This is a genomic window from Rheinheimera sp., from assembly GCF_030824435.1.
GTDB lineage: Bacteria > Pseudomonadota > Gammaproteobacteria > Enterobacterales > Alteromonadaceae > Pararheinheimera.
In genome coordinates this window covers 108,028-130,498 of sequence record NZ_JAVBXS010000027.1, presented here as the reverse complement: position 1 = coordinate 130,498, position 22,471 = coordinate 108,028, and the positions used below count along the sequence as shown (strand labels likewise).

Annotated in this window: 22 protein-coding genes; all 22 read right to left on the bottom strand. The window is 48.1% G+C overall.

All coding sequences use genetic code 11. The features are described from left to right. Positions 1–102: 102 nt before the first annotated feature. Entirely contained in the window at positions 103–2,184 is a 2,082-nt protein-coding gene (locus RCH83_RS07305; RefSeq protein ID WP_306520519.1) for a secretin N-terminal domain-containing protein, read from the bottom strand. Between the two features lie 31 nt (positions 2,185–2,215). Further along, positions 2,216–2,758 carry a hypothetical protein gene (locus RCH83_RS07300; protein WP_306520517.1) on the bottom strand — a complete coding sequence of 181 codons (543 nt, stop codon included), beginning with the start codon at positions 2,756–2,758 and terminating at the stop codon, positions 2,216–2,218. Beyond that, entirely contained in the window at positions 2,755–3,315 is a 561-nt protein-coding gene (locus RCH83_RS07295) for a hypothetical protein (RefSeq protein WP_306520515.1), read from the bottom strand. Before RCH83_RS07295 ends, RCH83_RS07300 begins: the two co-directional genes overlap by 4 nt. Continuing rightward, positions 3,315–4,418, bottom strand: a complete 1,104-nt coding sequence (locus RCH83_RS07290) for a hypothetical protein (RefSeq protein ID WP_306520513.1) — start codon at positions 4,416–4,418, stop codon at positions 3,315–3,317. The genes RCH83_RS07295 and RCH83_RS07290 overlap by 1 nt, the downstream gene beginning before the upstream one ends. A 12-nt stretch (positions 4,419–4,430) precedes the next feature. Then, positions 4,431–5,288 (bottom strand): type II secretion system protein GspK, encoded by an 858-nt coding sequence (locus tag RCH83_RS07285; protein WP_306520511.1) that lies wholly within the window; start codon positions 5,286–5,288, stop codon positions 4,431–4,433. Continuing rightward, positions 5,278–5,964, bottom strand: a complete 687-nt coding sequence (locus tag RCH83_RS07280) for a Tfp pilus assembly protein FimT/FimU (RefSeq protein ID WP_306520509.1) — start codon at positions 5,962–5,964, stop codon at positions 5,278–5,280. The genes RCH83_RS07285 and RCH83_RS07280 overlap by 11 nt, the downstream gene beginning before the upstream one ends. A 1-nt stretch (position 5,965) precedes the next feature. Then, complete coding sequence (locus RCH83_RS07275; protein WP_306520507.1) at positions 5,966–6,421, bottom strand: PilW family protein; 456 nt, start codon at positions 6,419–6,421, stop codon at positions 5,966–5,968. After that, complete coding sequence (locus RCH83_RS07270) at positions 6,411–6,899, bottom strand: prepilin-type N-terminal cleavage/methylation domain-containing protein (protein WP_306520505.1); 489 nt, start codon at positions 6,897–6,899, stop codon at positions 6,411–6,413. The genes RCH83_RS07275 and RCH83_RS07270 overlap by 11 nt, the downstream gene beginning before the upstream one ends. Positions 6,900–6,905: 6 nt before the next feature. Next, positions 6,906–8,102 carry a type II secretion system F family protein gene (locus tag RCH83_RS07265; protein WP_306520503.1) on the bottom strand — a complete coding sequence of 399 codons (1,197 nt, stop codon included), beginning with the start codon at positions 8,100–8,102 and terminating at the stop codon, positions 6,906–6,908. Further along, a complete protein-coding gene (locus tag RCH83_RS07260; protein WP_306520501.1) occupies positions 8,102–9,763 on the bottom strand; it encodes a GspE/PulE family protein in 1,662 nt (553 codons plus the stop codon). The genes RCH83_RS07265 and RCH83_RS07260 overlap by 1 nt, the downstream gene beginning before the upstream one ends. Further along, positions 9,760–10,164 carry a type II secretion system major pseudopilin GspG gene (gene gspG, locus RCH83_RS07255; RefSeq protein WP_306520499.1) on the bottom strand — a complete coding sequence of 135 codons (405 nt, stop codon included), beginning with the start codon at positions 10,162–10,164 and terminating at the stop codon, positions 9,760–9,762. The genes RCH83_RS07260 and gspG overlap by 4 nt, the downstream gene beginning before the upstream one ends. Positions 10,165–10,209: 45 nt before the next feature. Beyond that, positions 10,210–11,061, bottom strand: a complete 852-nt coding sequence (locus tag RCH83_RS07250) for a glycosyltransferase (RefSeq protein WP_306520497.1) — start codon at positions 11,059–11,061, stop codon at positions 10,210–10,212. 147 nt (positions 11,062–11,208) lie between these two features. Continuing rightward, positions 11,209–12,213 (bottom strand): glycosyltransferase family 4 protein, encoded by a 1,005-nt coding sequence (locus tag RCH83_RS07245; RefSeq protein WP_306520495.1) that lies wholly within the window; start codon positions 12,211–12,213, stop codon positions 11,209–11,211. Then, positions 12,210–13,187, bottom strand: a complete 978-nt coding sequence (locus tag RCH83_RS07240; protein WP_306520493.1) for an NAD-dependent epimerase/dehydratase family protein — start codon at positions 13,185–13,187, stop codon at positions 12,210–12,212. The genes RCH83_RS07245 and RCH83_RS07240 overlap by 4 nt, the downstream gene beginning before the upstream one ends. After that, positions 13,184–14,299 carry a glycosyltransferase family 4 protein gene (locus RCH83_RS07235; RefSeq protein ID WP_306520491.1) on the bottom strand — a complete coding sequence of 372 codons (1,116 nt, stop codon included), beginning with the start codon at positions 14,297–14,299 and terminating at the stop codon, positions 13,184–13,186. Before RCH83_RS07235 ends, RCH83_RS07240 begins: the two co-directional genes overlap by 4 nt. Before the next feature lie 16 nt (positions 14,300–14,315). Next, entirely contained in the window at positions 14,316–16,274 is a 1,959-nt protein-coding gene (asnB, locus tag RCH83_RS07230) for an asparagine synthase (glutamine-hydrolyzing) (RefSeq protein WP_306520489.1), read from the bottom strand. 4 nt (positions 16,275–16,278) lie between these two features. Beyond that, positions 16,279–17,400 carry a glycosyltransferase gene (locus tag RCH83_RS07225; RefSeq protein WP_306520487.1) on the bottom strand — a complete coding sequence of 374 codons (1,122 nt, stop codon included), beginning with the start codon at positions 17,398–17,400 and terminating at the stop codon, positions 16,279–16,281. Next, a complete protein-coding gene (locus RCH83_RS07220) occupies positions 17,397–18,359 on the bottom strand; it encodes an EpsG family protein (RefSeq protein ID WP_306520485.1) in 963 nt (320 codons plus the stop codon). The genes RCH83_RS07225 and RCH83_RS07220 overlap by 4 nt, the downstream gene beginning before the upstream one ends. A 17-nt stretch (positions 18,360–18,376) precedes the next feature. Then, on the bottom strand, positions 18,377–19,171 hold the full coding sequence (locus tag RCH83_RS07215) for a glycosyltransferase family 2 protein (protein WP_306520483.1): 795 nt from the start codon (positions 19,169–19,171) through the stop codon (positions 18,377–18,379). Then, positions 19,168–20,394 (bottom strand): glycosyltransferase, encoded by a 1,227-nt coding sequence (locus tag RCH83_RS07210; RefSeq protein ID WP_306520481.1) that lies wholly within the window; start codon positions 20,392–20,394, stop codon positions 19,168–19,170. Before RCH83_RS07210 ends, RCH83_RS07215 begins: the two co-directional genes overlap by 4 nt. 1 nt (position 20,395) lies before the next feature. Next, the gene (locus RCH83_RS07205) at positions 20,396–21,901 is read right to left on the bottom strand and encodes a lipopolysaccharide biosynthesis protein (RefSeq protein ID WP_306520479.1); all 1,506 of its coding nucleotides are present in this window, start codon (positions 21,899–21,901) and stop codon (positions 20,396–20,398) included. Further along, positions 21,898–22,470: an acyltransferase gene (locus tag RCH83_RS07200; RefSeq protein ID WP_306520477.1), complete on the bottom strand. Its 573-nt coding sequence runs from the start codon at positions 22,468–22,470 to the stop codon at positions 21,898–21,900. The genes RCH83_RS07205 and RCH83_RS07200 overlap by 4 nt, the downstream gene beginning before the upstream one ends. Position 22,471: the final 1 nt, after the last annotated feature.

Below are 22,471 nucleotides of genomic sequence, written 5' to 3'. Positions count from 1 at the left end.
CAGGCATCTTGGCTAAATCTATGTTTTCACACAGTAAAACACAGCCCAAACATAAATGCTCAGGGCTGAAAATGCAAGCCCTGAATTTGCAACAATCCTAAATTATTGTGCGGTTTTTTCCGTGTTTTCCGGTAACTGAATAAACTCTAAACCAGCACCAAACTGCGTTTTTAAAGCTTCCCACTCATCGGAACGACTGACAACCCTTGGGGTGACCATCATCACCAATTCTTTCTTTTTAACAGTTTGGGTGAGGCTACCAAATAAACGGCCTATTAATGGCAGTTTACTTAATAAGGGCACACCAGATTCGGTATCGGTTTTATCTTCACTGATTAAACCACCCAGAATAATAGTCTGGCCACTTTCTGCGACGACTTCGGTGCTCAGTGCCCGATTAAAAATAATTGGGTTACCATCAGCGTCAGCGCCGCCATCGGCCGCAGTGTCGTTATTTTGGCTAATGGTCATAATCACCACACCCTGCGCATTAATAGTCGGCGTTACAGAGACCTTCAGGCCAGTCTGACGATAATTAACTTCACGGATAGTACCATTGGTGGGATCTGTCACAGTTTTACCTGTGGTTGGAATTTCATCGCCCACTTCGATATTAGCCTCAACACCGTCACGCACCAAAATAGTGGGTTTAGATAAAATATTCACCAGACCATTACTTTCAAAAGCACGCACATCCACTTTATTATTGCCGCTGCTCCAGCCAAATAAACCACCACCAGCGGTAGCAAAAGGTAAAGTGGCGTCAAACTTACCGCTGCTAAAAGCGGACTCAACCCCAAAACGGAATTCGTCGGTCAGGTTCACTTCGGCAATGGTCATTTCCAGGATCACCTGTTTTGGCATCACGTCCAGCCGCTCGACCAAAGGTAAAATAGCGCGGTATTCCATGCCTGAAGTATGGAAAATCAGCGTATTTGAACGTTCATCCACCACCATTTTCATGGTTTCAGTATTGGCAGATACCGTGCTCTGGCCTGCAGTGGCGCCAGCACGGTTTTCGATAGCGGCCGCCCTTTGTTGTGAGCCCTGTTGTGCCTGTTGGTTTTGCGCTGAACTGGCAGCACCACCACTTTGGCCACGGCCGGTAATTAAGGTAGAAACACTCATACCCAAATCTGAGGCGCGGGCAAATTTAGGGGTATAGACAAAATATTGTAAATCTGTGCCTTTACTTGGCTGATCCAAGGTTTTTGCCCAATATTCAATACGGTCAATAAATTCACTTTCGGTGGCAAAAGCAGCAACAGCACCCAATTGCCCCAGCTCAACAAAAGACACTCTATTGTCAGAACTGCGCGGGTCTGTCATTAAACCTTCGTTTTTTAAGATTTCATTAACTGAGGTAATAAAAGTATTGGCATTAATATAAGTGAGTTTAACCACTGCAATATGGCGACTGCGGCTACCTGGCGTGTCCAGTAAGCCCATTAAATCAATCGCTTTGAGAACCTGAGAACGTTCGCCATTAATGAACAACACCCCTTGGTTGGTATCGGCATTGGCTTTAACACCAGTGACATCACGCAGGGTTTTAATCACAGACTGGTTAAATACATAACGTAAAGGCACAATTTGCATAACGGTGACGGCATTAGGCACCTGAGATTCCAGCCGGCCATAACCTACAGCAGTTTCCGCATTTTTTTCTGCAGCTACTGCGCCGATATAAAGCAAATCATTTTGCCTTTTAATGGTGACACCACGTTCAAGCAATAATTGCTCAATCATTTTGTATAATTTTTGTGCGCTGATTTGTTCCTGCACATTCAGTGTCACAGTGCCTTTATCAGCTAAACCATCACCAACAATATAATTAGCAGCTAATAAATCGCCAAAACTATAATGCAGGAAGTCCTGCAACGGCATATCTTCAGCCGCTATCGTCAGCATTTTATTGGTAGCAAACATATCAGCTATGGCGACATCACTTTTAAAACCAACATTACCCCGGCTTAACGGCGCAATACGGGTGACACTGCTTTCGTCAGGCAGAACGTCGTTTTTTAACAAAATAGCGTCGCCGTTTTCCCCCTGCACTTTGGTGGTTGGGCTCTGCTGTAAATAAGAGGGGTCCAGCTGTACTGCTTTATCCTGCGCTGTACTGGCACAACCGCTGACAATAACAGCAAGGCTAAGCAGACAAAGAGAATGTTGAGGCTTCATGCATTTATCCAATAAAAACTTAAGCTAAAAATTAGGGTTGTGACGGCGTTGTGGTGGTTTTTGCCGCTGGTACAAATAACTGTAACCAGAGTTGCCGTTCGCCTTGTTGCAATACAATACGCTTGTTGCTGACTTCCAGCACCTGATAAGGCGGTAATTCATCACCAGCTGTTAATTCCAGCCGGCTTTTATTGCCACCTTGCAGGTTTTCCACCTGTAATAAGGCCGTTGTTTTGTTGCGCTGAATAATTCCGCGCAAACGGTAAATCTGTTCGCCTATATATAAACGGCTTAATAAGCCCTGTTGCTTCGCCTGAGCATCGGCCGTTAAGCCCAACTGGGTTTTGGCAGATGCCGCTGCCTCTGGCGCCGCTTTACTGGCGTAAGCTGCTGGCAACTGGCTGGTTGTCTGGTTTTGTGTTGTGATTGCCGCCGGTAAGTCGGGGATCAAATCTCCCTGAGTGAGAGGCCTGTTGTTATGGTGTAAACGCCAGTCGAGCGCCACCAGTACAGGTAACAAAAACAGCAATAACATCAATGTCTGACGTTTAGGCAAATAATTCTGATAACTCATGGGGCTGACTCCAGCCGGACCGGCAAACGAATACTTAATGAAGCATCTACTTTGCCTGGTTGTGCCGGCGTCTGCTCACTCAGACGTAATCTGCTGCTTTCAATGGCAAAACCGGCAAAAGACGGATTATTGGCAAACTGCTGCAGAAATTTTAAATAATTGAGCAAATCACCGCTAAAACTACATTCGTAATATAAAGTGCTGATATCGGCTTCGCCTAAACCATCTGTCCAGTTGGAGTTGCTCAGATTGAGTTGATGCGAGCGCAACAGCTTTTCAATGTCACTTTGTGCTGCCAGTTTCAGCTGCGTTATATCTGTGCCGGATACCACAGCAGTTTCGGCCTGCTTTACCAAAGCTGTCAGTTCGGTTTTACGTTGTTGCATCTGCTCACCTAAACCTGTTAAAGCACGGGTTTTTTCCAGGTTATAGCTGGTGGTGGCAAGCTCCTGATAATTTTCTTCTTTGGCGTCCCATAATGGCATCAGCACAAAATTGGCTAACAACAACACCCCAAGCAGCGGCAGATATTTTTGATAAGTTTGCCTCTCTTGCATCACTTTTGCCCATCCGCTTTTAAGCTAAATTTAATGCCAACTTCTTCCTGATCGTTCCGACGGCGCACTGGCGTGTCAAAACCGGCATTGGCTATTTGTGGTTGTTTTAATAACAACTGTAAAGCTGCAGTGGCAGAAGGTGCGGCAATTTCAATACGGATCTCATTGCCTTTTTGCTCCAGCGCCCGCAACAGCACCTGATTTTCATACAAAGGTGCCAACAATTGCCATAACAACAGTTCATCCTGCGGCGGCGGAATATAACCGGCCAACTGCTGGTAACGTTGTTTTAGCTGCAGCAGGGTTTCGCGTTCTGTTAATACCTGATTGGCTTGTGCTGACGCCTGTTGTAAATCGGTGCGGGCATTTTCTAATAAATAAGCTGACCACTGGTAACTGGTCAGCAAATACAAAGTAGTAATGATGAGGGCGCCACTGCCAAAACGCAGCATTTTTTTATTGTCCCCGCTGCGGGCAAAGGCAAAGCGGTTACGCAGCCCGGACCAGGGCAAGCGGGAAAGCGCTTTGAAAGAAGGCAACAAAGCTGTGTTAAGTTGTACTTCTTCTGCGTTTTCATCGGCACTCAGGCCATGCGCCATCGCAAACTGCGCCAGTTCTTTGATCACCCCTCCTTGTAATGACGACACCACTGCGGCCGGCGTTCGGGCAACAAACACAGCTTGCCCTTGCAGACTCTGGTAACTGAATACAGCCCCTACTGCTTTATTTGCTGCCAACAACAGGGTTTCCGGCAGAATAAACCAGGGGTTGTAGCTGCCAAGGTCGGTTTGTGGATAAAAATAACTCACAGGCGTCTGGTTATTCACCACAACACCAAAACTGACCAGCACAGGTGTTGTTTGTGATGCCAACTTCAGCTGCACCAGTTTTTTTACATCAGCCAGTTTGACTATCGGATACCACACCAGCTCTTCACGGTAATGTTGTCTGGCCAGAATAAGCACAGGCCTAAAACCAGATGTTGCCGGCAAGGGTTTGATGCCGTCGCCAGATAAAGCATAAAGTTGATCGGACAGATAACTGACCCGGTTGAACAAAGTTTGCTGCAAAAATTTTTGAAAAGAATGTTGTTTGCTTGGCATCAAAAGTTCTTTTTATTGTATCCAGATGATCGGAGTGCGACTTTGGTCGCGAATGTAACAGATAAAGCTTTTTTTCGCCACAGCCTCACCATGACTGGCCTGCAGCGTCACCCTGAAGGTCGCGCCCGTGCTAAAGGTCAGACTTTCATCTTCTTCGTCAATTCTGGCCAGCTGAATAAAACTGTTGGCCGAAATCCGGCGTTCATTGCGCGCTGTGGCCAGTTGTTGCGCCATTTTCTGACCATATAACATAACGAGCAACTCATCGGGGGCATGATGCGGATTAAACTGAAAAGTCGGAAAGTTGGTCAGCACCTGTGTTGCCTGCTGGTACTGCTGTTCCGTCAGCGGCAGCAGGCTGCGGATCTCACTGAAATGCGGTAAAAAGTTATGCCGTTGACCATCTGGCTGACCAAACTGCGGCCTTTGGCTTTGCCACTGCTGCAAAGTTTGCAACGCCTGTTTTTGTGTGGAGTCATCAAGCCCAAGCGCAGCAAGCACAGGTGCTAAAAACTCCCGTTGGCGCATCGCGTATAAGGACACTAAACCGTTCATATCCTGCAGACGCACCATCACATCGGGCTGTGGATAAAAAGGCGTATTATAAAAATTCCAGATATTGCCGATTGGATGTTGCCGGGTTTGGGCGGCAAAACCTTCAGATTTTGACAAGGTTAATAACGCAAATAACAATTCACTTTCTACAGAACGCAACTTCAGTTCGGCTTGCAGTTTGTCGTCAAGTAAGGTTGCTACCTGCACCTGCTGCCTGGAAGACAACGCAAAATGCAGTGCCATCATCATCAGCAAGGTGGTTAACAATAACACCTGGATCAGCGCAACTCCGCTATGGTTTTTGTTATTCACCATGGAATTTCTCATTACTGAACAACAACAAATACCCCTCGTCCTGCGGCAATGACAACAACACAGGTTCGTCGTTGGCCCAGCTGATATTCAGGGTAAAAGGCAACTGGCCAATTACCGCGCTGCCATAACTGCCCTGCCACTTTGGTGTGGTGCCTTCACCGTCAAAAAAAAGTTCAATGTCTTGTCTGGACGCCCAGCCAAAATAGTTAAAACGGATATTTTCAGCACTGAATAACAACATTTGTTGTGCCGGCGGCGGCAGTTCGGTCAGTGACAATAAAGGCGTGTTACCAAGCGGTGTCTCCTGATACCACAACTGATCAGTTGTATTATCATTTTGCTCAGTTGCTGTTATTTGCAAACGCACCAGACTCAGTTGCCCCGGCGTCAACAAACCCTGACTGGTGACAAATAACAGCGACTTGGCGCTGCCTTCAAACAGATACTCCGGCTGCATTTTTTCGTTCTGAATAATGTAGTTACTACTACCCTGCAGCGCCTGACGCAATAACAACAAGGCTTTGGCACGTTCAGCAGCACCGTCAAATCTTTGTTGCCCTTGTTGCCATTTTTGGCTGAACACCGAAAAACTCATGCTGCCGATATACATCACTGCCGACAAAATCAGCATGGCTATCAGAATTTCCACCAGGGTAAAACCACGTTGTTTGTGCATGTTACCTCCAGCTCAGTTCGGTAAACTGAAAACTGCGCTGGTAATTGCCAGCGTCCAGCCTGAGGTCAACCTGCCATAAATAAAACCGGTCCGGACCACTGGCTGGCGCTTCGTTTTCCGGTGAAAATCTGGGCGCTGAACCGCCTTTTTGAATCACTTTGGCTTGCCATTCAAAACGAAAACCCAATAACACCCCTTGTTGTTGTTGGGGTTCATCAGATTTTGCCTCACGTAAACGTGCCTGTATGGTGTCCATCAACAGCGGTGTGACCAGCGTTACATCGGCACCACGGCTGGCTTTACTGCCAGACAAATTGGCCGCTCTGTATACTTCGGCCACCAGGCCAACCACAATAAATAAAATGGTGGCTGCTATTAGAATTTCGACCAGTGTAAAACCAGTTTGACGTGAGGCCTGGCGCCCGGAGCGGCTCAACAAGGAAGATTCAGCGGCCATCAGAGACCTCTGAGGGCATAAGTTGCGGGTTTAGTTGCAGTTGTTGTGTCTGCTGGCCGGCTTTCAGCTGCAGCTGGTCGTTTTGATAAAAACCGTTGGCATTTAGCTGCAGCAGCTGCTCGTCAAAAAACAGCTTATCAAACACATAATAAGGTTGTTGATTAACATTCAGTTGCAGCTGCTCTGGTGTCAATGTCTGGTTGGCTGGCACAGTTAAAGCGGCCGTCAGCAAAGTGTTATCCAGCAGGTACATTGCTTTGCCCTGCAGGTACAACTGCATAGGTTTGGCTTCAACAAAAGCCTGAAAACTGAGTTTTTTTAAGATACGTTCCAGCGTAAAAACTTCGTTTTTTTGCTGAAATTTTTCAATCTGCTGCACTGTCAGCGGGCCGACCAATAACATGGCCACCCCAAGTAAAGTCACCACCAGCAATAGTTCGGTCAGGGTAAAACCTGATGTTTTCTGTTGCCGGTGCATAAAAACTTAAAAACCATCGTTCAGTGACATGATGCTCAGCAGCATCACCACCACCACTGAGCCCACGATAGCGCCCATCACAACTATCATCAGTGGCTCTAATAAACTGGCGATACGCGCAGCCCAACTGGCAAACTGATTGCGGCTGCGGTCGGCAATTTCAGTAAAGACGGCCATCAACTGACCACTTTCTTCACCCACTTCCAGCAAAGACAATAAAAAATCCGGATAAATGGCATTGCCGGCAAAAGCGTCGGTTAAGCGGATACCTCTTTTGATTTTGGTACGGGCGTTGAGCAGCGATTGGCGCACCACGCGGTTTTTCACAGTACCTGCTGCCAGCTCAATGGCCTGATCTAAAGTCACGCCGGCATTCAGCATCAAGGCCATACTGGTATTAAAACGGATCCGCTCCACCTGCACTATGGCAGTTTTAAACAGCGGTAGTTTAATCAGCACATCATCCAGCCACAGCTGGATCTGCGGTTGTTTTAATGCTTCACGACAGGCAAAACCGGCCGCAATCAGGGCCGCCAGCGCATAAAACTGATATTGTTGCATCCAGCTGCTGACATTCAGCACAAAAGTGGTGTAAGACGGCAGGTTTTTCGCATTATCAAACAAACTGGCCATCTGCGGCACAATAAAATTAAATACAAAAAACACCGCCAGCACACAAACCGTCATTACCACCATAGGGTAAGTCAGCGCCTGAAAAATTTTGGCTTTGAGTTCTTTGCGGAATTTAAGATCTTGCGCCAAACCGGCAAAAATTTGTGGCAACTCGCCACTGGCTTCACCCATTTTCACCAGATTGATATACAGACTGTCAAATACCGGATAAGCCGCCAGCGCCGTTGCCAGCGACTCGCCTTTTTTCACCCGGTCCGACAGTTCGGTCAACATACGCCCCGCCGCGGTGCCAGCTTTGCCGCGCGCCAGAATTTGCAGGCTTTTGTCTATTTTTACCCCGCTTCGCAGCAATAAACTCAGTTCAGCGGTAATAAATTCCATGTCGTCGAGCGTCAGCTGGTTATTGCTGAATAAACTCAGTTTGACCTGCGCCTGCACCTGCTGCAGCGACACCACCAGCAAACCTTGTTGTTCCAGCAACAGCCTGGCTTTGAGTTCAGACTCCGCCTGCACTTCGCCGCTTTGTTCGTGACCGCTGCTGTCGTAAACCCGGTATTTAAAACTGTTCATCAGCCAGCAACCCGCATCACTTCTTCAATAGTGGTTTGTCCGGTCAATGCTTTTAAAAAACCGTCTTCAAGCAAGGTGCGGGCATTACGGGCCTGATTAATAGCCCGAGCCGCTGCCGGAAACTGGCCATCTTTGGGCACGTTTTTAATCATATCGTCACAGCGCAGGTATTCGACTATCGCGACCCGGCCTTTATAGCCGGTATGAGCACAATGATCACAACCTTTGGCCTGACGTAAAGCGGGTTCCAGCTGATAACGGGCCAATAAGGGCTGCAGCTGCAAATGGGCAATTTGTGCCTGTTGATCAGCCACAGGCTCGGCACAATGCGGGCAGAGTTTACGGACCAGCCGCTGCGCAATAATGGACACTATGGCCGCATTCAGCAGGTATTCTTCTACCCCTAAATCTAATAAACGGGTATAAGCCGTGGGCGCATCATTGGTATGCACAGTTGAAAATACCAGATGGCCTGTCAGCGCTGACTGCATCGCAATCTGGGCTGTTTCTTTATCGCGGATTTCACCCACCATAATGACGTCCGGATCCTGACGCACTATGCTGCGAAGACCAGCGGCAAAGTCAAAACCTATGGTTGGTTGCACCTGTACCTGATTAACCCCTTCCAGCTGATATTCAACCGGATCTTCCAGCGTAATAATTTTTACGGTCTGGTCATTAATTTCATTCAGGAAAGTATAAAGAGTGGTGGTTTTACCCGAACCCGTCGGGCCTGTCAGCAATACCACACCTGCTGTTTTGCGGATATCTTCCCGGATCAACTGTTCAATATCGGCCGATAAACCCAGCACATCCATGTTGTAACTGATGGATTCCTGGCGCAAAAAGCGCATCACAATACTTTCGCCATCATTCAGCGGCAAGGTTGACACCCGGATATCCAAATCTTCATTGGCAATACGCAATGAAATTTTGCCATCCTGCGGCCGGCGTTTTTCGGCAATATCCATGCCTGATAAAATTTTCAGTCTGGAAGCGACTGGTAACCGCATACGGGGCGCCAGTGAATCAACTTCCTGTAACACACCGTCAATACGAAACCTGACACGATAACGGGTGCCGACGGGCTCCAGATGCATATCTGAAGCGCCGGCTTTCAGCGCGCGGGCAAATAAACTGTTGAGCAAATTGACTGTGGGTGCTTCACCGGCCAGCTCGCGCAAGCGGTCTTCTTCCAGATCGGTCAGGTCGTCCGTCACCAGATCCGGTTGTTTGCTGCGATTAAGCAGGTTTTGTTTAAGCTGGTCTTTTTGTGCTTCAGAACAAATTAGCAGTTGAAAATCCAGCTGCTGCATCGACAACAGTTGATTCGCCTGGGGTGAAAAAGGATCAGCGGCCAACAAAGTGTAACTATGGTCCTGTTGTGCTATGGCGATCCAGTTCAGTGGCAACAATTGCTGATTCAGCGCTATTGCCTGCAAAGTTTCTGTATTCAAAGCATCCAAAAGCGCCTGGCTGGCAAGTTCAGTGTCGAGCAAAGATGCGTATAAAGCCGGCAAAGCGTCTTCGGCCAGCGCGCCCATATTCACCAGAATTTGTTCCAGCCGGCCACCATACTTACGCTGAAAACCTGCTGCTTTTTCCAGATCGGCAGAACGAACCTGAAACTGCTCCTGCAGCAAGGTATTCAGATTTTTCATTTAAACACTACATCCGCATTGTCGTCTTCACCACCAGGCACGCCGTCTTTACCCAGAGATTTCAACTCGTAAGGGTTTTGTTTATCACCGGTGCGGTTGTAAAGATAAGGATTACCCCATGGATCCAGCGGGACATCTTTTGGCAGATAAGGACCGTCCCAGTTCTTTTTACTTGAGGTGCGCAGTTCATTCAGATTTTCCGGATATTCACCAATATCCAGCCGGTAGGTATCCAACGACGTTGAAATCATCTCCAATTGCACAGCTGCGGTTTTTGTTTTGGTCGAATCCACTTTGGAAAACATTTTAGGCGCAACTAAGGACATCAGTAAGCCTAAGATAATGATTACAATTAATAATTCAGTTAAGGTAAAACCCAAAGACACACGACTGTTTTTCATCACTGCAACTCACTGCTAAATATTCACGATAAAGCGCATTACGCTTCACACTTTGTAACCGAGCATTCTAAGGGAAATCACTTTGATTGCAACAGGCCATAACCGAAGCGGTGTTTTGGCCAGCAGTGCAAATAAAGTAGGGTTTTCCGTATAAAGACAACGGTAGAACTTATGACTGGCTTTTTGCGCAGAGTTCATTTTATCTTCGTGTTTTTTATACACATAATCATAACCCTGCACTCTTCTGCTGGAATTGGAGATGCGTTCAAGGTTGTGATCCTGATGCACCAGATAAGTCACATCCTTAATGCGGTAACCACTGCCATATTGCGCCGACAACCTGAGCCAGGTTTCGTAGTCTTGCCTTGCCTGCAACTGCTCGTCAAAACCACCGATAGCCCTTAAATAAGCTGTCTTAGTAAACAGTTGATTACCCACAAGATTGGTATGCAACAACTGCTGTAAAGTAATGGCTTGTGGCCGTTTTTTCATGTGCAAAAATTTGCCCTGCGCCACTATGATGTCGGCGTTGGCGCACAGATAAGCAACATCCGGCATTTTTTGCCATTGTTCGACAAAAAGCCGCAACCGGTTAGGCGTAAATTCATCATCATCATCCAGACCAGTGATAAATTCCCCCCGGGCTGTTTCAATAGCCCTGTTACGGGCTGCGCAGGCGCCTTTGGCTTCGGCTGACAACAGTATACTGATGCGGCTGTCGGCTTTAGCCAATTGCTGAATTTGTTGTTGCACCTGAGGGCTTGAGCCGTCGTCGGAAATAATCAGCTCGAAATTTGGGTAATCCTGTTGCAAACAGCTTTGTACTGCACGTTGTAACAGGTCAAACCGGTCACGGGTCGGAATATAAATACTGACCAATCCTGGAACTAACTGCATGCTGATACCCGGTACATGTGAATATTGGCCGCCCTGCCATGATGAACATTACCAAGGCCTTGATTAGAAAAACCGGAATATAACATGGCAGCTGCTTTGTTCCCAGTCTTGCACTGAGAAGGGCCGGACCATGTGACAAACTGCATCTTATTCATCCTGTCCCGCCTTTAAACGTCTGGCCAACAGTACTAACGGCAAATAAGCCAACAGCACCGCTAACTGAGCATTGACCCACTGATAATTTACCAATAATGCCCAGGGCAATAACCAACCAAGGTTGATCAGCACCACCACAAGGGTGACTTTTTTGTGTTGGCCAAAATAACGGGCTGCTATCTGATAACTGTGGCTACGATGGGCTTCATATAACTTTTTGCCCCTGGCCAAACGCACCAGCAAGGTGTAGGTGGCATCAACAATAAAAACGGCAAATAAAATAACACCACTCCAGAACAACGCTGGCGCCAGATGGGCGCTGAACAAAATTAAGCTGGCCAATAACAGGCCGAGACAGCCACTGCCGGCATCACCCATAAAAATGCGGGCCGGCGGGAAATTCCAGCAGAAAAACCCAGCAGTAGCACAGGCCAGTAACAGCGGCAAAAGTTGTAACTGTTGTTGCTGCAGCCAAATCAGCAACAATAAACCCAGAGACAAACTAATAGCCTGCGCCGACGCAATACCATCAATACCATCCATAAAATTGGTCAGGTTGATCATCCAGACCACGGCAACCACTGCCAGCACATCCCCAGCCAACCCCAAATCCAGCAACACGCCAAAAAACTGCAAGGGCGGCAAACCACCTACAGCATAAACAGCCATGGCCGCACCGGTAAAGTGACATAACAAACGCCAGCCGGCCGGAATATGCTGATGGTCATCAATAAAACCAACCACGGCAATTAACATGGCCGCAGCAGAAAGCCACAACACCAGTGTGGTGTTTAACTGAGCCGTCAAAGCTGCAACAGCCAACCCCAACAAAAAGCTGATCACAATAGCGACACCACCGCCTCTTGGGGTGGGCACAGTGTGCGAACTACGTTCATTGGGCACATCAATCACATTACGGGCCAGCGCATAACGGCGCAACAGCGCAGTGCCGGTGAAACTGGCAATAAAAACCAGGGTTAATAACAGATACATCATCCCTGCATCTCCTTGTTGGCCACCGCATTGTGCCTGAGTCCTGACGTTGATTGTTCTACTGTCAGACGCAAACCTGTGGCCAGATTATAAACAGGTGTCCAGCCAAGTACCTGACGGGTATGGCTGATGTCGACTGTTAATGAATCCAGCAAACGCACGGCAAGATTGCCTAAACCACAAAACGACAATAAAGCTCTTAACAGCTGCTGTGGCACTGGCACTAACAGACAACGGCTACCTGACAGGGTTTTCAGCTGCCTGAACAATGTGCTGGTCGACACATCGTCACCGTCACTTGCCAAAAACAGCTGATTTGCCGCTTTTGGATGTTGGGCACAAAGTGCCAGCAGCGAACAGAGGTTATACACACTGACAAAACTACGTTGATTGTGCACAGCGCCAAAAGGCAAAGGCCATGGTTTTTGCACCAGTTGCAGCAAACGGCCAAAATTACCTGGTGCATCAGGGCCGTACACCAGTGGCGGCCGGATAATCACCAGCTCCAGGCCTGTTTGTTGACAAAACTGCTGTAGTTGTTGTTCTGCCTGCAGTTTTGACTGCGCATAAAGTTCTTTTGGCTTTGGCAAATCAGTGGCTGTAAATGGCGTTGTATTGCTGTTGCCAAGCACCCCAATAGAACTGACAAACACAAAACGCCGCACGCCAGCCGCTGCCGCCTGCTGCGCAATCAACAACGGCAATTCAACATTGGCTTTGTGGAACAATGCAACAGGATCTTGCTGTTCCTTCATGACATGAGCACGTCCGGCCAGATGGATCACCACCTCTACACCAGAAAGCAACGAACGCCAGCCTTGTGCCTGATAAAAGTCTTGTAGCTCTGTTGTTGCTATACCGGCAATGTCGACACCTGCTTTACGCACCGGTAACACCAGCTGATGCCCGGCTGCCTGCAGTTCCGGCACCAAAAAACCACCAATAAAGCCGGTTGCACCTGTGACCATGATCTTCATGATTTGTCCCCAAGCAGCGTCTGATACAGCGCCTGTGTCTGCCCGAGCATTTTTTCAAAGGTAAATTGCTGTAAAAACCTTTGTTGCCCAGCCTGACCAAACTGCAATGCCAATTCAGGACTATCCAGTAGTTGCTGTAATGCAGATGCAAATAACTGCGCCTCGCCATGCGAAATACAAAAACCGGTCTCGCCATCAACCACAGCTTCCGCCACACCACCGACATTGGATGCAACCACAGGTAAAGCTGCGCGCATCGCCTCGAGAATAGTCAGCGGCAGGCCTTCCCAGCGCGAAGCCAACACAAAAATATCCGCTTGTTGTAATAAGGCGGCCACATCGTTGCGGCTGCCACAAAACTCAACTTTGTCGTTAAGCTTTAATTGTTCTGCTGCCAATTTTGCTTCGGCCATTAAAGGACCATCCCCAACCAGCTGCAGATAAAAAGGACCTTGCAACAGCGACACCGCCTGCAGTAACAACAAATGATCTTTAGGCTGCTCAAAACGCGCAACCATCATAATACGGCCACCATGCCAGCTTCTCTGCTGTGTCGCAGCAGCTAAAGTTGGCATACCGTTATGAATGGTCTGCATTTTCTGCGCAGAAGCGACTAACAGCTTTAAGGCGCGCTGCCGGTCATAATCCGATACGGTAATAATTTTATCGGTCAAGGGGCTGACCCAACGTTCGAGCTTGCTGTACAACAAGCTACTCAATGCACTGACGCCTTCGGTAAAAGACCAGCCATGGGCGGTAAAAACCACAGGGATATCAAAACCGGCAGCAGCCAGCCTGCCTATTAAACCTGCTTTGGAGGAGTGCAAATGAATAATGTCGGGTCTGAGTTTCTTGAACCAGCGTTTTAATGCAAAAAAACAACGCAGATCGTAAATGGGGTGAATTGGGCGCACCAGTTCAGGCACCGAATGACAACGCAAACCAAGGGCTTTGGCTTTATCGTTCACAATACCACTGCCGCCCACCAGAATAGTGACCTGATGTCCCGCCTGTTGCATACCACTGGCTAAATCTAACAAATGCACACTGGCCCCGCCCATCACATCGGAGCGGGTTATCACATAACATAAATGTAAAGAGGTCTGATTCAATGAGAAAAATCCGGAACTAATGACTTAAATTATTCTGATCAAGCCAGGCTTGTAACATCAGAATATTCCAAAGCTGATAAGCATGATTACGCAGGCCAAGACTATGTTCACGCCACATTTGTTGTACCAGAGGCACATTCAGCACCCCTTGTTGCTGCATGCGTTTTTCATCCAGCAGCTGTTCAGCCCAGGGTTTTAATGGCCCACGCAGCCAGTTGGCGACCGGCACAGCAAAACCCTTTTTAGGTCTTTCAATTAACTCAGCCGGTACATAACGGTATAACACCTGACGTAAACACCATTTGTTTTTGCCATCACGCACTTTGAGATCCAGCGGTGTACGCGCGGCAAACTCAACCACCCGGTGATCCAGCATAGGTACCCGCCCTTCCAGCGACACTGACATCAACGCCCTGTCCACTTTCACCAGAATGTCGTCCGGCAAATAAGTATGCTGGTCGATAAACGCCAATACTGACCGCAGATCGGCCCCCGGAAGATCAAATTCAGCCGCGGCCACTGCGGAAGGCACAGCACCAGCGCCAGCGACCAGTTGTTCCGGTGTCACTGTGTGGGATACCAGCTGCAGATATAGCTCTCTTGCATCTTTGGCGGCAATAAAATCAGCCAGCCGGTGCAACCTGTCACCGGGTTGTGCATGCTGATATTTACCGGGTAATACCAGATTAGCCAGACCGGCCATCCGGTTTAAACCAGTCGCTGGCAGCGCCTGAATCATGCTTGCTGCAACTTTTCGGGCGCCAAGCGGCATTTTTTCTAACTTCTGCCACAACTGCGCTGTAATGTCATAACGTTCATAACCGTTAAAAAGCTCGTCACCAGCATCACCTGACAGTGCCACTGTGACTTGTTGTTTGGCCAGCGCCGCCACCAGACAAGTTGGGATCTGCGAAGCATCGGCAAAAGGCTCGTCATAAATACTGGCGAGTTTAGGCACCATATCCAGCGCATCCCGGCCAGACAAATACCACTCGGTGTGTTCTGTGCCCAGGTGCGCCGCCACAGCTTTAGCGAACTGTGCTTCGTTATAGGCCGGATCATCAAAACCTATCGAAAAAGTGCGCACTTTACGGCTGGACTGTGCCTGCATTAACGCCACTATGGTGCTTGAATCTATACCACCCGATAAAAATGCCCCAAGCGGCACATCGGCTACCATCTGTTGCCCTACAGCGTCTGACAACAAAGCATCAAGCTCATTCACCACTGCCGATGCCGGCGCTTTATTGGGGCTATTGATGCCCTCTGCACTGATGGCTGTCAGATCCCAATAGACTTTCTGTTGTTGTTTTCCCGTTGCCAGATCAAGTTCCAGCATGCTGCCGGGCGCCAGTTTGCTAATGCCCTGATAGATGGAATAAGGTGCCGGAATATAGTTGTGACGGAAATACAACACCAATGCATCGCGGTCGAGCTGGTGCAAAAAGCCCGGGTGACATTTCAGGGCTTTTAATTCAGAGCCAAACAAAAAGCTGTTGCCCTGCCAGCCGGCATAAAGTGGTTTTTCACCCAAACGGTCACGGGCCAGAATTAATTTTTGTCCGTTGTTGTCAAACACTGCCAGGGCAAACATGCCAATAGCACGCTTTAAGGTCTCTTCAACCCCCCAGTGTTCAAAACCCGCCAGCAGAGTTTCAGTGTCAGAATGGCCACGCCAGGCCGGTGCAGCACCAGCCTGCAACAGCGCCTGTCGCATCTGCAGATGGTTGTAGACTTCGCCGTTATACACCAACACATAACGACCAGCGTCTGATGTCATCGGCTGGTGCCCGGCGGCGGATAAATCAACGATGGCAAGTCGCCTGTGGCTTAAGCCCAGTCTTTTGCCGGGATCAATCCATACACCGCCATCATCTGGCCCCCGGTGCAAAATGGCGTCAGACATGCGTTGCAATATGTCTTCACTGGCCTGTTCGCCTGACCCCAGAGTGAAATAACCGGCAAATCCGCACAAAAGACTACAACTCCTGTAATTGTTGATAAAAAGCGTCATACCGTTGCCGGATCGCCGCTATAGAAAAATTGTCCATCACACGCTGGCGATTCGCCAACCCAATGGCATGGCGCCTTTCAGCGCTTTCATCGAGCATCACTTCCAGCTGTGCCGCTAAAGCTTCGGCATTATTGGCAGGAACCAGAGTCATACTGTCACCAGCCAGCAAAGCAACATCTCCGACATTTGTTGCCACTGCAGGCAGCGCCGCTGTCATAGCTTCCGCCAGCACATTGGGAAAACCTTCAGTACGTGAAGGCAAACAAAAAATATCTAAAGCGGCCAGACAAGCCGGAATATCATCACGTTCCCCCAACAACAACACATCATGTTGTAATTGTCCTTGCACCAGCAAGCTGGCAAGCTGCGGATTATGCTGGTCGCAGCCGCGGCCAATGATAACAAAGCGTGCGGCGGATGTCCGTTGCTTTAACAAAGTTGCAGCCTGTAATAACAAATCCTGACCTTTATCCGGATGATAACGGCCAACACAACCAATCAGCAGATCTTCTGCTGACCAGCCCGCCTCTGCCCTGAAGTCTATGTTTTGTTGTCTGGCCTTATCAAAGGCCTGAAAATCAAGGCCATTTGGGATCACCAGCATTTTGTCAGCCGCATAACCATAAGCGATATGACTGGCTTTGGCAGCCTCTGCCACACAGAGGATTTTATCGGGCACCCAAGCTGACAACCAGGCACAAAGTTTCATCACTCTGTGGGTCCAGGGGCGGCCAATAGGGGTAAAGGTGCCACGGATACCCCACACCAGCTTAGGGACACCAGCCAAACGTGCCGCAATACCCCCCAATAAATCGGCGTGGTACATCCAGGTTTGCACTACATCAGGTTTTATTTGTTTTAACAGCCTGACGAGACGAAATAACACAGTCAGACTACGCAGATTGGCGCCCATTTCCAGAGCTTCAACCCGCACGCCGTGACGTTTTAATTCAGCGCCAATAGGGCCAACCGTCTTGAGCGAAATGACTATCTGGCCTTCTGCCGGCTGGCTTTTGGCCAACAGCAGCCGGCACAACATGGTTTCAGCGCCACCGACATCTAATCCGGTAATGATATGTACAATCACGATACGACCACTTTTCCTGGCTGATGCAATTTTGAATATAAAAAACCGCAGAAATTAACAAAGATCAGTGGCACCAGCACCCAGGAAAATAACATCACCCTGTCGTAATAAGGAAAACCACTGCATAACAAACCAGCACCATTTGCCACAAAAAATATCTTCAGAATTTCGAACATCTGTTTGTCAGCAGCAACATAATAATAATAAGGCCGCAGCAACATCAGGAAAAACGGGATCACAGACAATAATAAAAACAAAGGTTTAAAACCTACAACATAATCGTCATTCACCATGTTAAAAGCGCGCACCATACTGGATAAATCACCTGGCAATAACTCCACAAAAGCGTTTGGCACTTCGAGCACATACAACATGACAATGCCACACCAGAAAAATACCAGTAGTTTTAGACTGGAAATCATCCGGTTCACCACCAGTACAGGAACATAAAACAATAACGACAAATGAAATAACGCTGCCAGACAAATCTTTAAGGTCGACATCAAAAAACGATGAGAGTTGAAATAAAAACCACTGAACATTAAAAACGCAAAACCCATGCCCTGGCGCAATACTAACGAACTTAACGACTGGTACATCGGATAATAAATCATCACAATAAACAGCAACACCACCAACAACTTAGCCTCGGACAGGTGATAAAAGGGCCTGATCAATGACAGATAAAACACAAAAAAACAGCTGGTCACAAAAAGCTCAAAACTCAGATATTTTGTATAAAACATCATCAGATAATAAAAACCAGGATCGGTGTTGTTCTGTAAGCCGTTGTATTTAATTATGTTTGCGAACTGTATTTGGTATATGCCCAGATCACCAAGTCCAAGGTTACCCAGATTACTACTCAGATAAAGGTAAAAAAACAGCGTATGGATACAAACGATCATCAGCATAACCGCTTTTACCAGACTGATTTTTAATGGTTCAGCTGTCGTCATTGCAACGGAATTCAAGCTTAACGACCTTTTAATTTGTTGAGTAAAAACCAAAAGCCATAATAGCCAATTCTCAGAAACCAGCCCAGCGCTGTTTTGACACTGGCCTGTGGTAAATAACACAACAAACACAGATTATGCAGACATAAAGCGCCTGCTCTTTTTCGAAGGCCGGCTCTGGAACTCAGACGTTCCAAGGCGGCGTCTTCATATTCGCGCACCACCAAATCAGATAAATGAATACAACCGCCGGCTTTGAGGATCTGCAGATAAGTCAGACCTTCACTGCCCCTTAACCGCGTTGGATAAGGGTGGGCAAGCATGGTTTGGCGTTTTACCACAGGTAAACATTCACCCGGTGTGCCGCCATTCAGCAAGGTTTTGAGGCTTATGTCTGTTGCCGGCACTTCAGCCCCAATCAGCTGTTGTTGCTTTTGATCCTGACAACGGAAAAACACCACATCATAGTGCTGTTGTTGCCGCAGCACTTCTATCATGGCCGGCACTGCGTCTTTGACAAACCAGTCGTCAGAATCCATAAAAATCAGCCAATCACCAGTTGCCAAAGCAGCACCGGCATTTTTCGCGCCGGCCACCCCCAGGTTGACTGGCAAGGTGCTGAATTTTATCCTGCCATCCTTGATCTCAGCTGAATAAGCCTGTTGTAACTGCTGCACAGTATCGTCAGTAGACGCATCGTCAATCACCACCAGCTCAGCTGCAATACCGGCATTTACCAGCGCCAGACTGCTTTGTAACGATTTATGCATCAAAGTTGCACGGTTAAACACAGGTGTCACAATAGAAATCTTCATCTGACCAACTCTTGCAAAACGTGCGCAGGGCCAAAGTTAACTTCGGCACAGGCCAGCGCCTTTGGATAATAAAGTTTTGCCAGCGCTTCGTCGGTCAGCGCCAGCAGATGATCAAAAATCTGTTGTTCATTGCAGGCCTGAAACAGCGGTAAAGGCGGTAAATGGCGAAGGTTGGCCGCATTCACAATCAGCGGTTTACCAAAATACAACGCATAAATGCCAACGGCCCCCATCCAGTGATTACCAACCTGATCAAAACAAATATCTGCCTGCTGATACAGTGCCAGCAGCTCTGGTAAGCTCATTTGTTGATGCCACACTACATAAGGGCTCAACCCCAGCTCGTCGCAGAGCGCCCGGCCATTCTGCACATCCGGGCCTTTCTCAAAAAAATGGATTTGCACTTGCGGGTATTGCTGCACAAAACGGGCAAGGGCCCGGATGATCAGATCATTGCCTTTGTTTTCACCACAAGCCTGCGCCGAAATGTCCTGATAATGAAAACGAACCGGACACAAAATTTGCAAAGCGCCTTGACGCGGCTTGTAACTGCGGTCAAAACCCTGCAGCGGTGTAAAAGAAACGTCCAGCCGCGGTATATAGTGCAAACCATGCTGCTGCAGTTGTTGCACCATCAGATCACCGGTTTGACTAAAACCAGGCGGGAAAAACAACAGCGTCTGACACTGAAGTGCACCCAGATAATTGCGCTGTACAATACGATTTATCAAACCATGTCTGAGCCAGGCCGGCAAATATTGCAAAAAGGACTTGGCTTTAAATTCTTCCGCCAGTGCATCAACCCTTTGTGGATTACAAAACCACTCCAGATCTGCCCCATAAGACAATAATAATTTTTGGGTTTGTGCACCAAACAGCGGCGCTAACGCAATAAACTGCCCACCCAAAAACACCGCTTTAATGTTCTGCCCCTGCAGTTGTGGTTTTAACCTGGTTTTTAACCACAATAAAAACAGTGACGGCAACAGCGACACCAATAACTGGCTTGGTAACACCATTTCTACTATCCAGTCCGGATAGGGGTAACTGATTTGCCGGTACTGATGTTCAGGTCTGGATAATTTATCTGTTGCAGGCACATCAACCAGATACAACACCTGCTGGCCCATTTCTTTTAAAGCCAGCGCATACATCATTGGCATTGCATTCATGGTGCCTAAAAACAACACGGCACCGGGCTTTGCCAGATCAATTTTTTCCATATTAAATTCCGAACCTATAACGCAGACGTGATCTGAGATCCGACGAACTGACACTGGCAACAACAATAGTCAGACACCACAACAGCACCACATAACCAAAATTCAGCACCCTGCTTCGCAGCTCAGGCTGAAGGTGTTGCAACAACACATTCAACAGCAGAGCCGGTAATAAAATGACGACAATATCCCGCCACAACCAGCTTTGATGCAAACCAGGTTTGTAACAACGATGCACCAGCGGTGTATAAACTAAAAACAGCAAAAACTGAATCACACACCAGGCGATGGCTGCGGCTTGTGCGCCGGCCTGACTTAAAGTCAGATAAAGGGCCAAAACCCACACCAGCACCATAATAAGTTGGGCACGCAGGTGAAGTTTCAACTCACCTCTGGCGTACTGCAGATAATAAACCTGACCGTTGAGCAGCATCAGAAAACTGCCCAGACAATACCATGGCAACAAATCCAGCATCAGCTGCGATAGCTCAGCTTCGCCTATCCAACTGAATAACAAAGGTTTGGCGGCAAAAATAATCACCAGCGCAGTACTGCCGGCCAGCACTGTCAGCCACTGTGTCATATTGCGGTATAAACGAAAATGTCCATCCAGATCATGCTGACAATAAGTTGCGGTTAAACGCGGTAAAATGGCCCCACTGAACATCACCCCCACCATCAATAAGCCTGAAGCCAAGGTTGCCGCCACTGTGACATCACCATAATCTCTAAGCGCCAGCATGGATGAAAGCGCCAGTTTATCCAGTTGCGTCATGGCCACACCTAACAACGACAACAAGGCAACAGACAACGAAAACCTTAAGGTTTGTTGTAAAGGTTGCCAGCTGAATGTCCAGTCGGTCATGCCCGACCACACCAGTTGGCGGGATTTTGCCAGCATCAGCACATACTCAACCACTGCGGCCAGCACCTGAACCACAAAAAACACCAGAATATTAAAACCAAACAGCATCATGATGGGGATAACCAGCACAAAACGCAGTGTGACTGCCAGACTATTCACCAGATTCAGCCACAACAAACGTTCAGCGCCAGTGATAATGCCGCGCATCAGACCATTGTTCCAGCGCAGCGCCAAAGCTATCGCCATACATTGCACAGCTGCAACCAGATCGTCTTTTGCCAGCGAAGAGTCCTGTAACCAATGCTCCACCACAAACCGGGCATTAAAAAATAACAACAAGCCGGCCAGCAAAGACACCAACACAAAAAACACCAGTACAGGCATTAACAACGAATAAAAATGATCTCTGGAAGAACTGGCGGTTAAAAACCGGGTGGTTTCGCGGCTGAGGGTGGGTGTGATGCCCATGTCCAGCAAATTAAACCAGAACATCAGCATGGTATAAAAGCCAATTAAACCAACACTTTCAGCGCCCAGCACATTTTCTGAATAAAACACCGGCAACATCAGAATGCCAAGCATGGCGCTGTACATCTGCCCCAGGGTATTAGCCACCAGGTTCAGACGAAGGGACACTTGTGTCATTGCTGGCTGGTCCGCTGTTTCAGCTGTTGTTCCAGTTGCAGCAAATCACGGGAGCGGGCTTTGATTCTGCGGGCAGGTTGACCGGCATAAACAGCAAAGGGCTCACAGTCGCGATTCACCAAACTTAAAGCTCCCACTGCTGCGCCTTCATGCAAGGTCACGCCGGGCAACACCACAGTGCCACAACCGATGATCACATGCTTGCCAATCACAACATCGGCGTGCTGCACAGCTTTAAACTCGTCAGGCACCATAGGGTTGGTCATAGTGGCGCCGGAATAATCGTCACTGGAGCTATAAATCGCAACGCGGGATGAAATATTGGCAAAATCAGCCAGATGGATACGGCCAGCACCTATCAGGCTGCTAAAAACCGCAATATGAATATAATCACCAAGTTCAATGCCGCCCTGACCTGCCGACAGCACCACAAAATCGTCTATCCGTACATTGTTGCCAATCCGGATACGGCCACAACCATAAAAACTGGCTTTGTCGGAAATAAACACATTGTCGCCGACAGCTGCAAAACCCATAGCGACAAGTTGTTCACGACTTAACAACGCCATC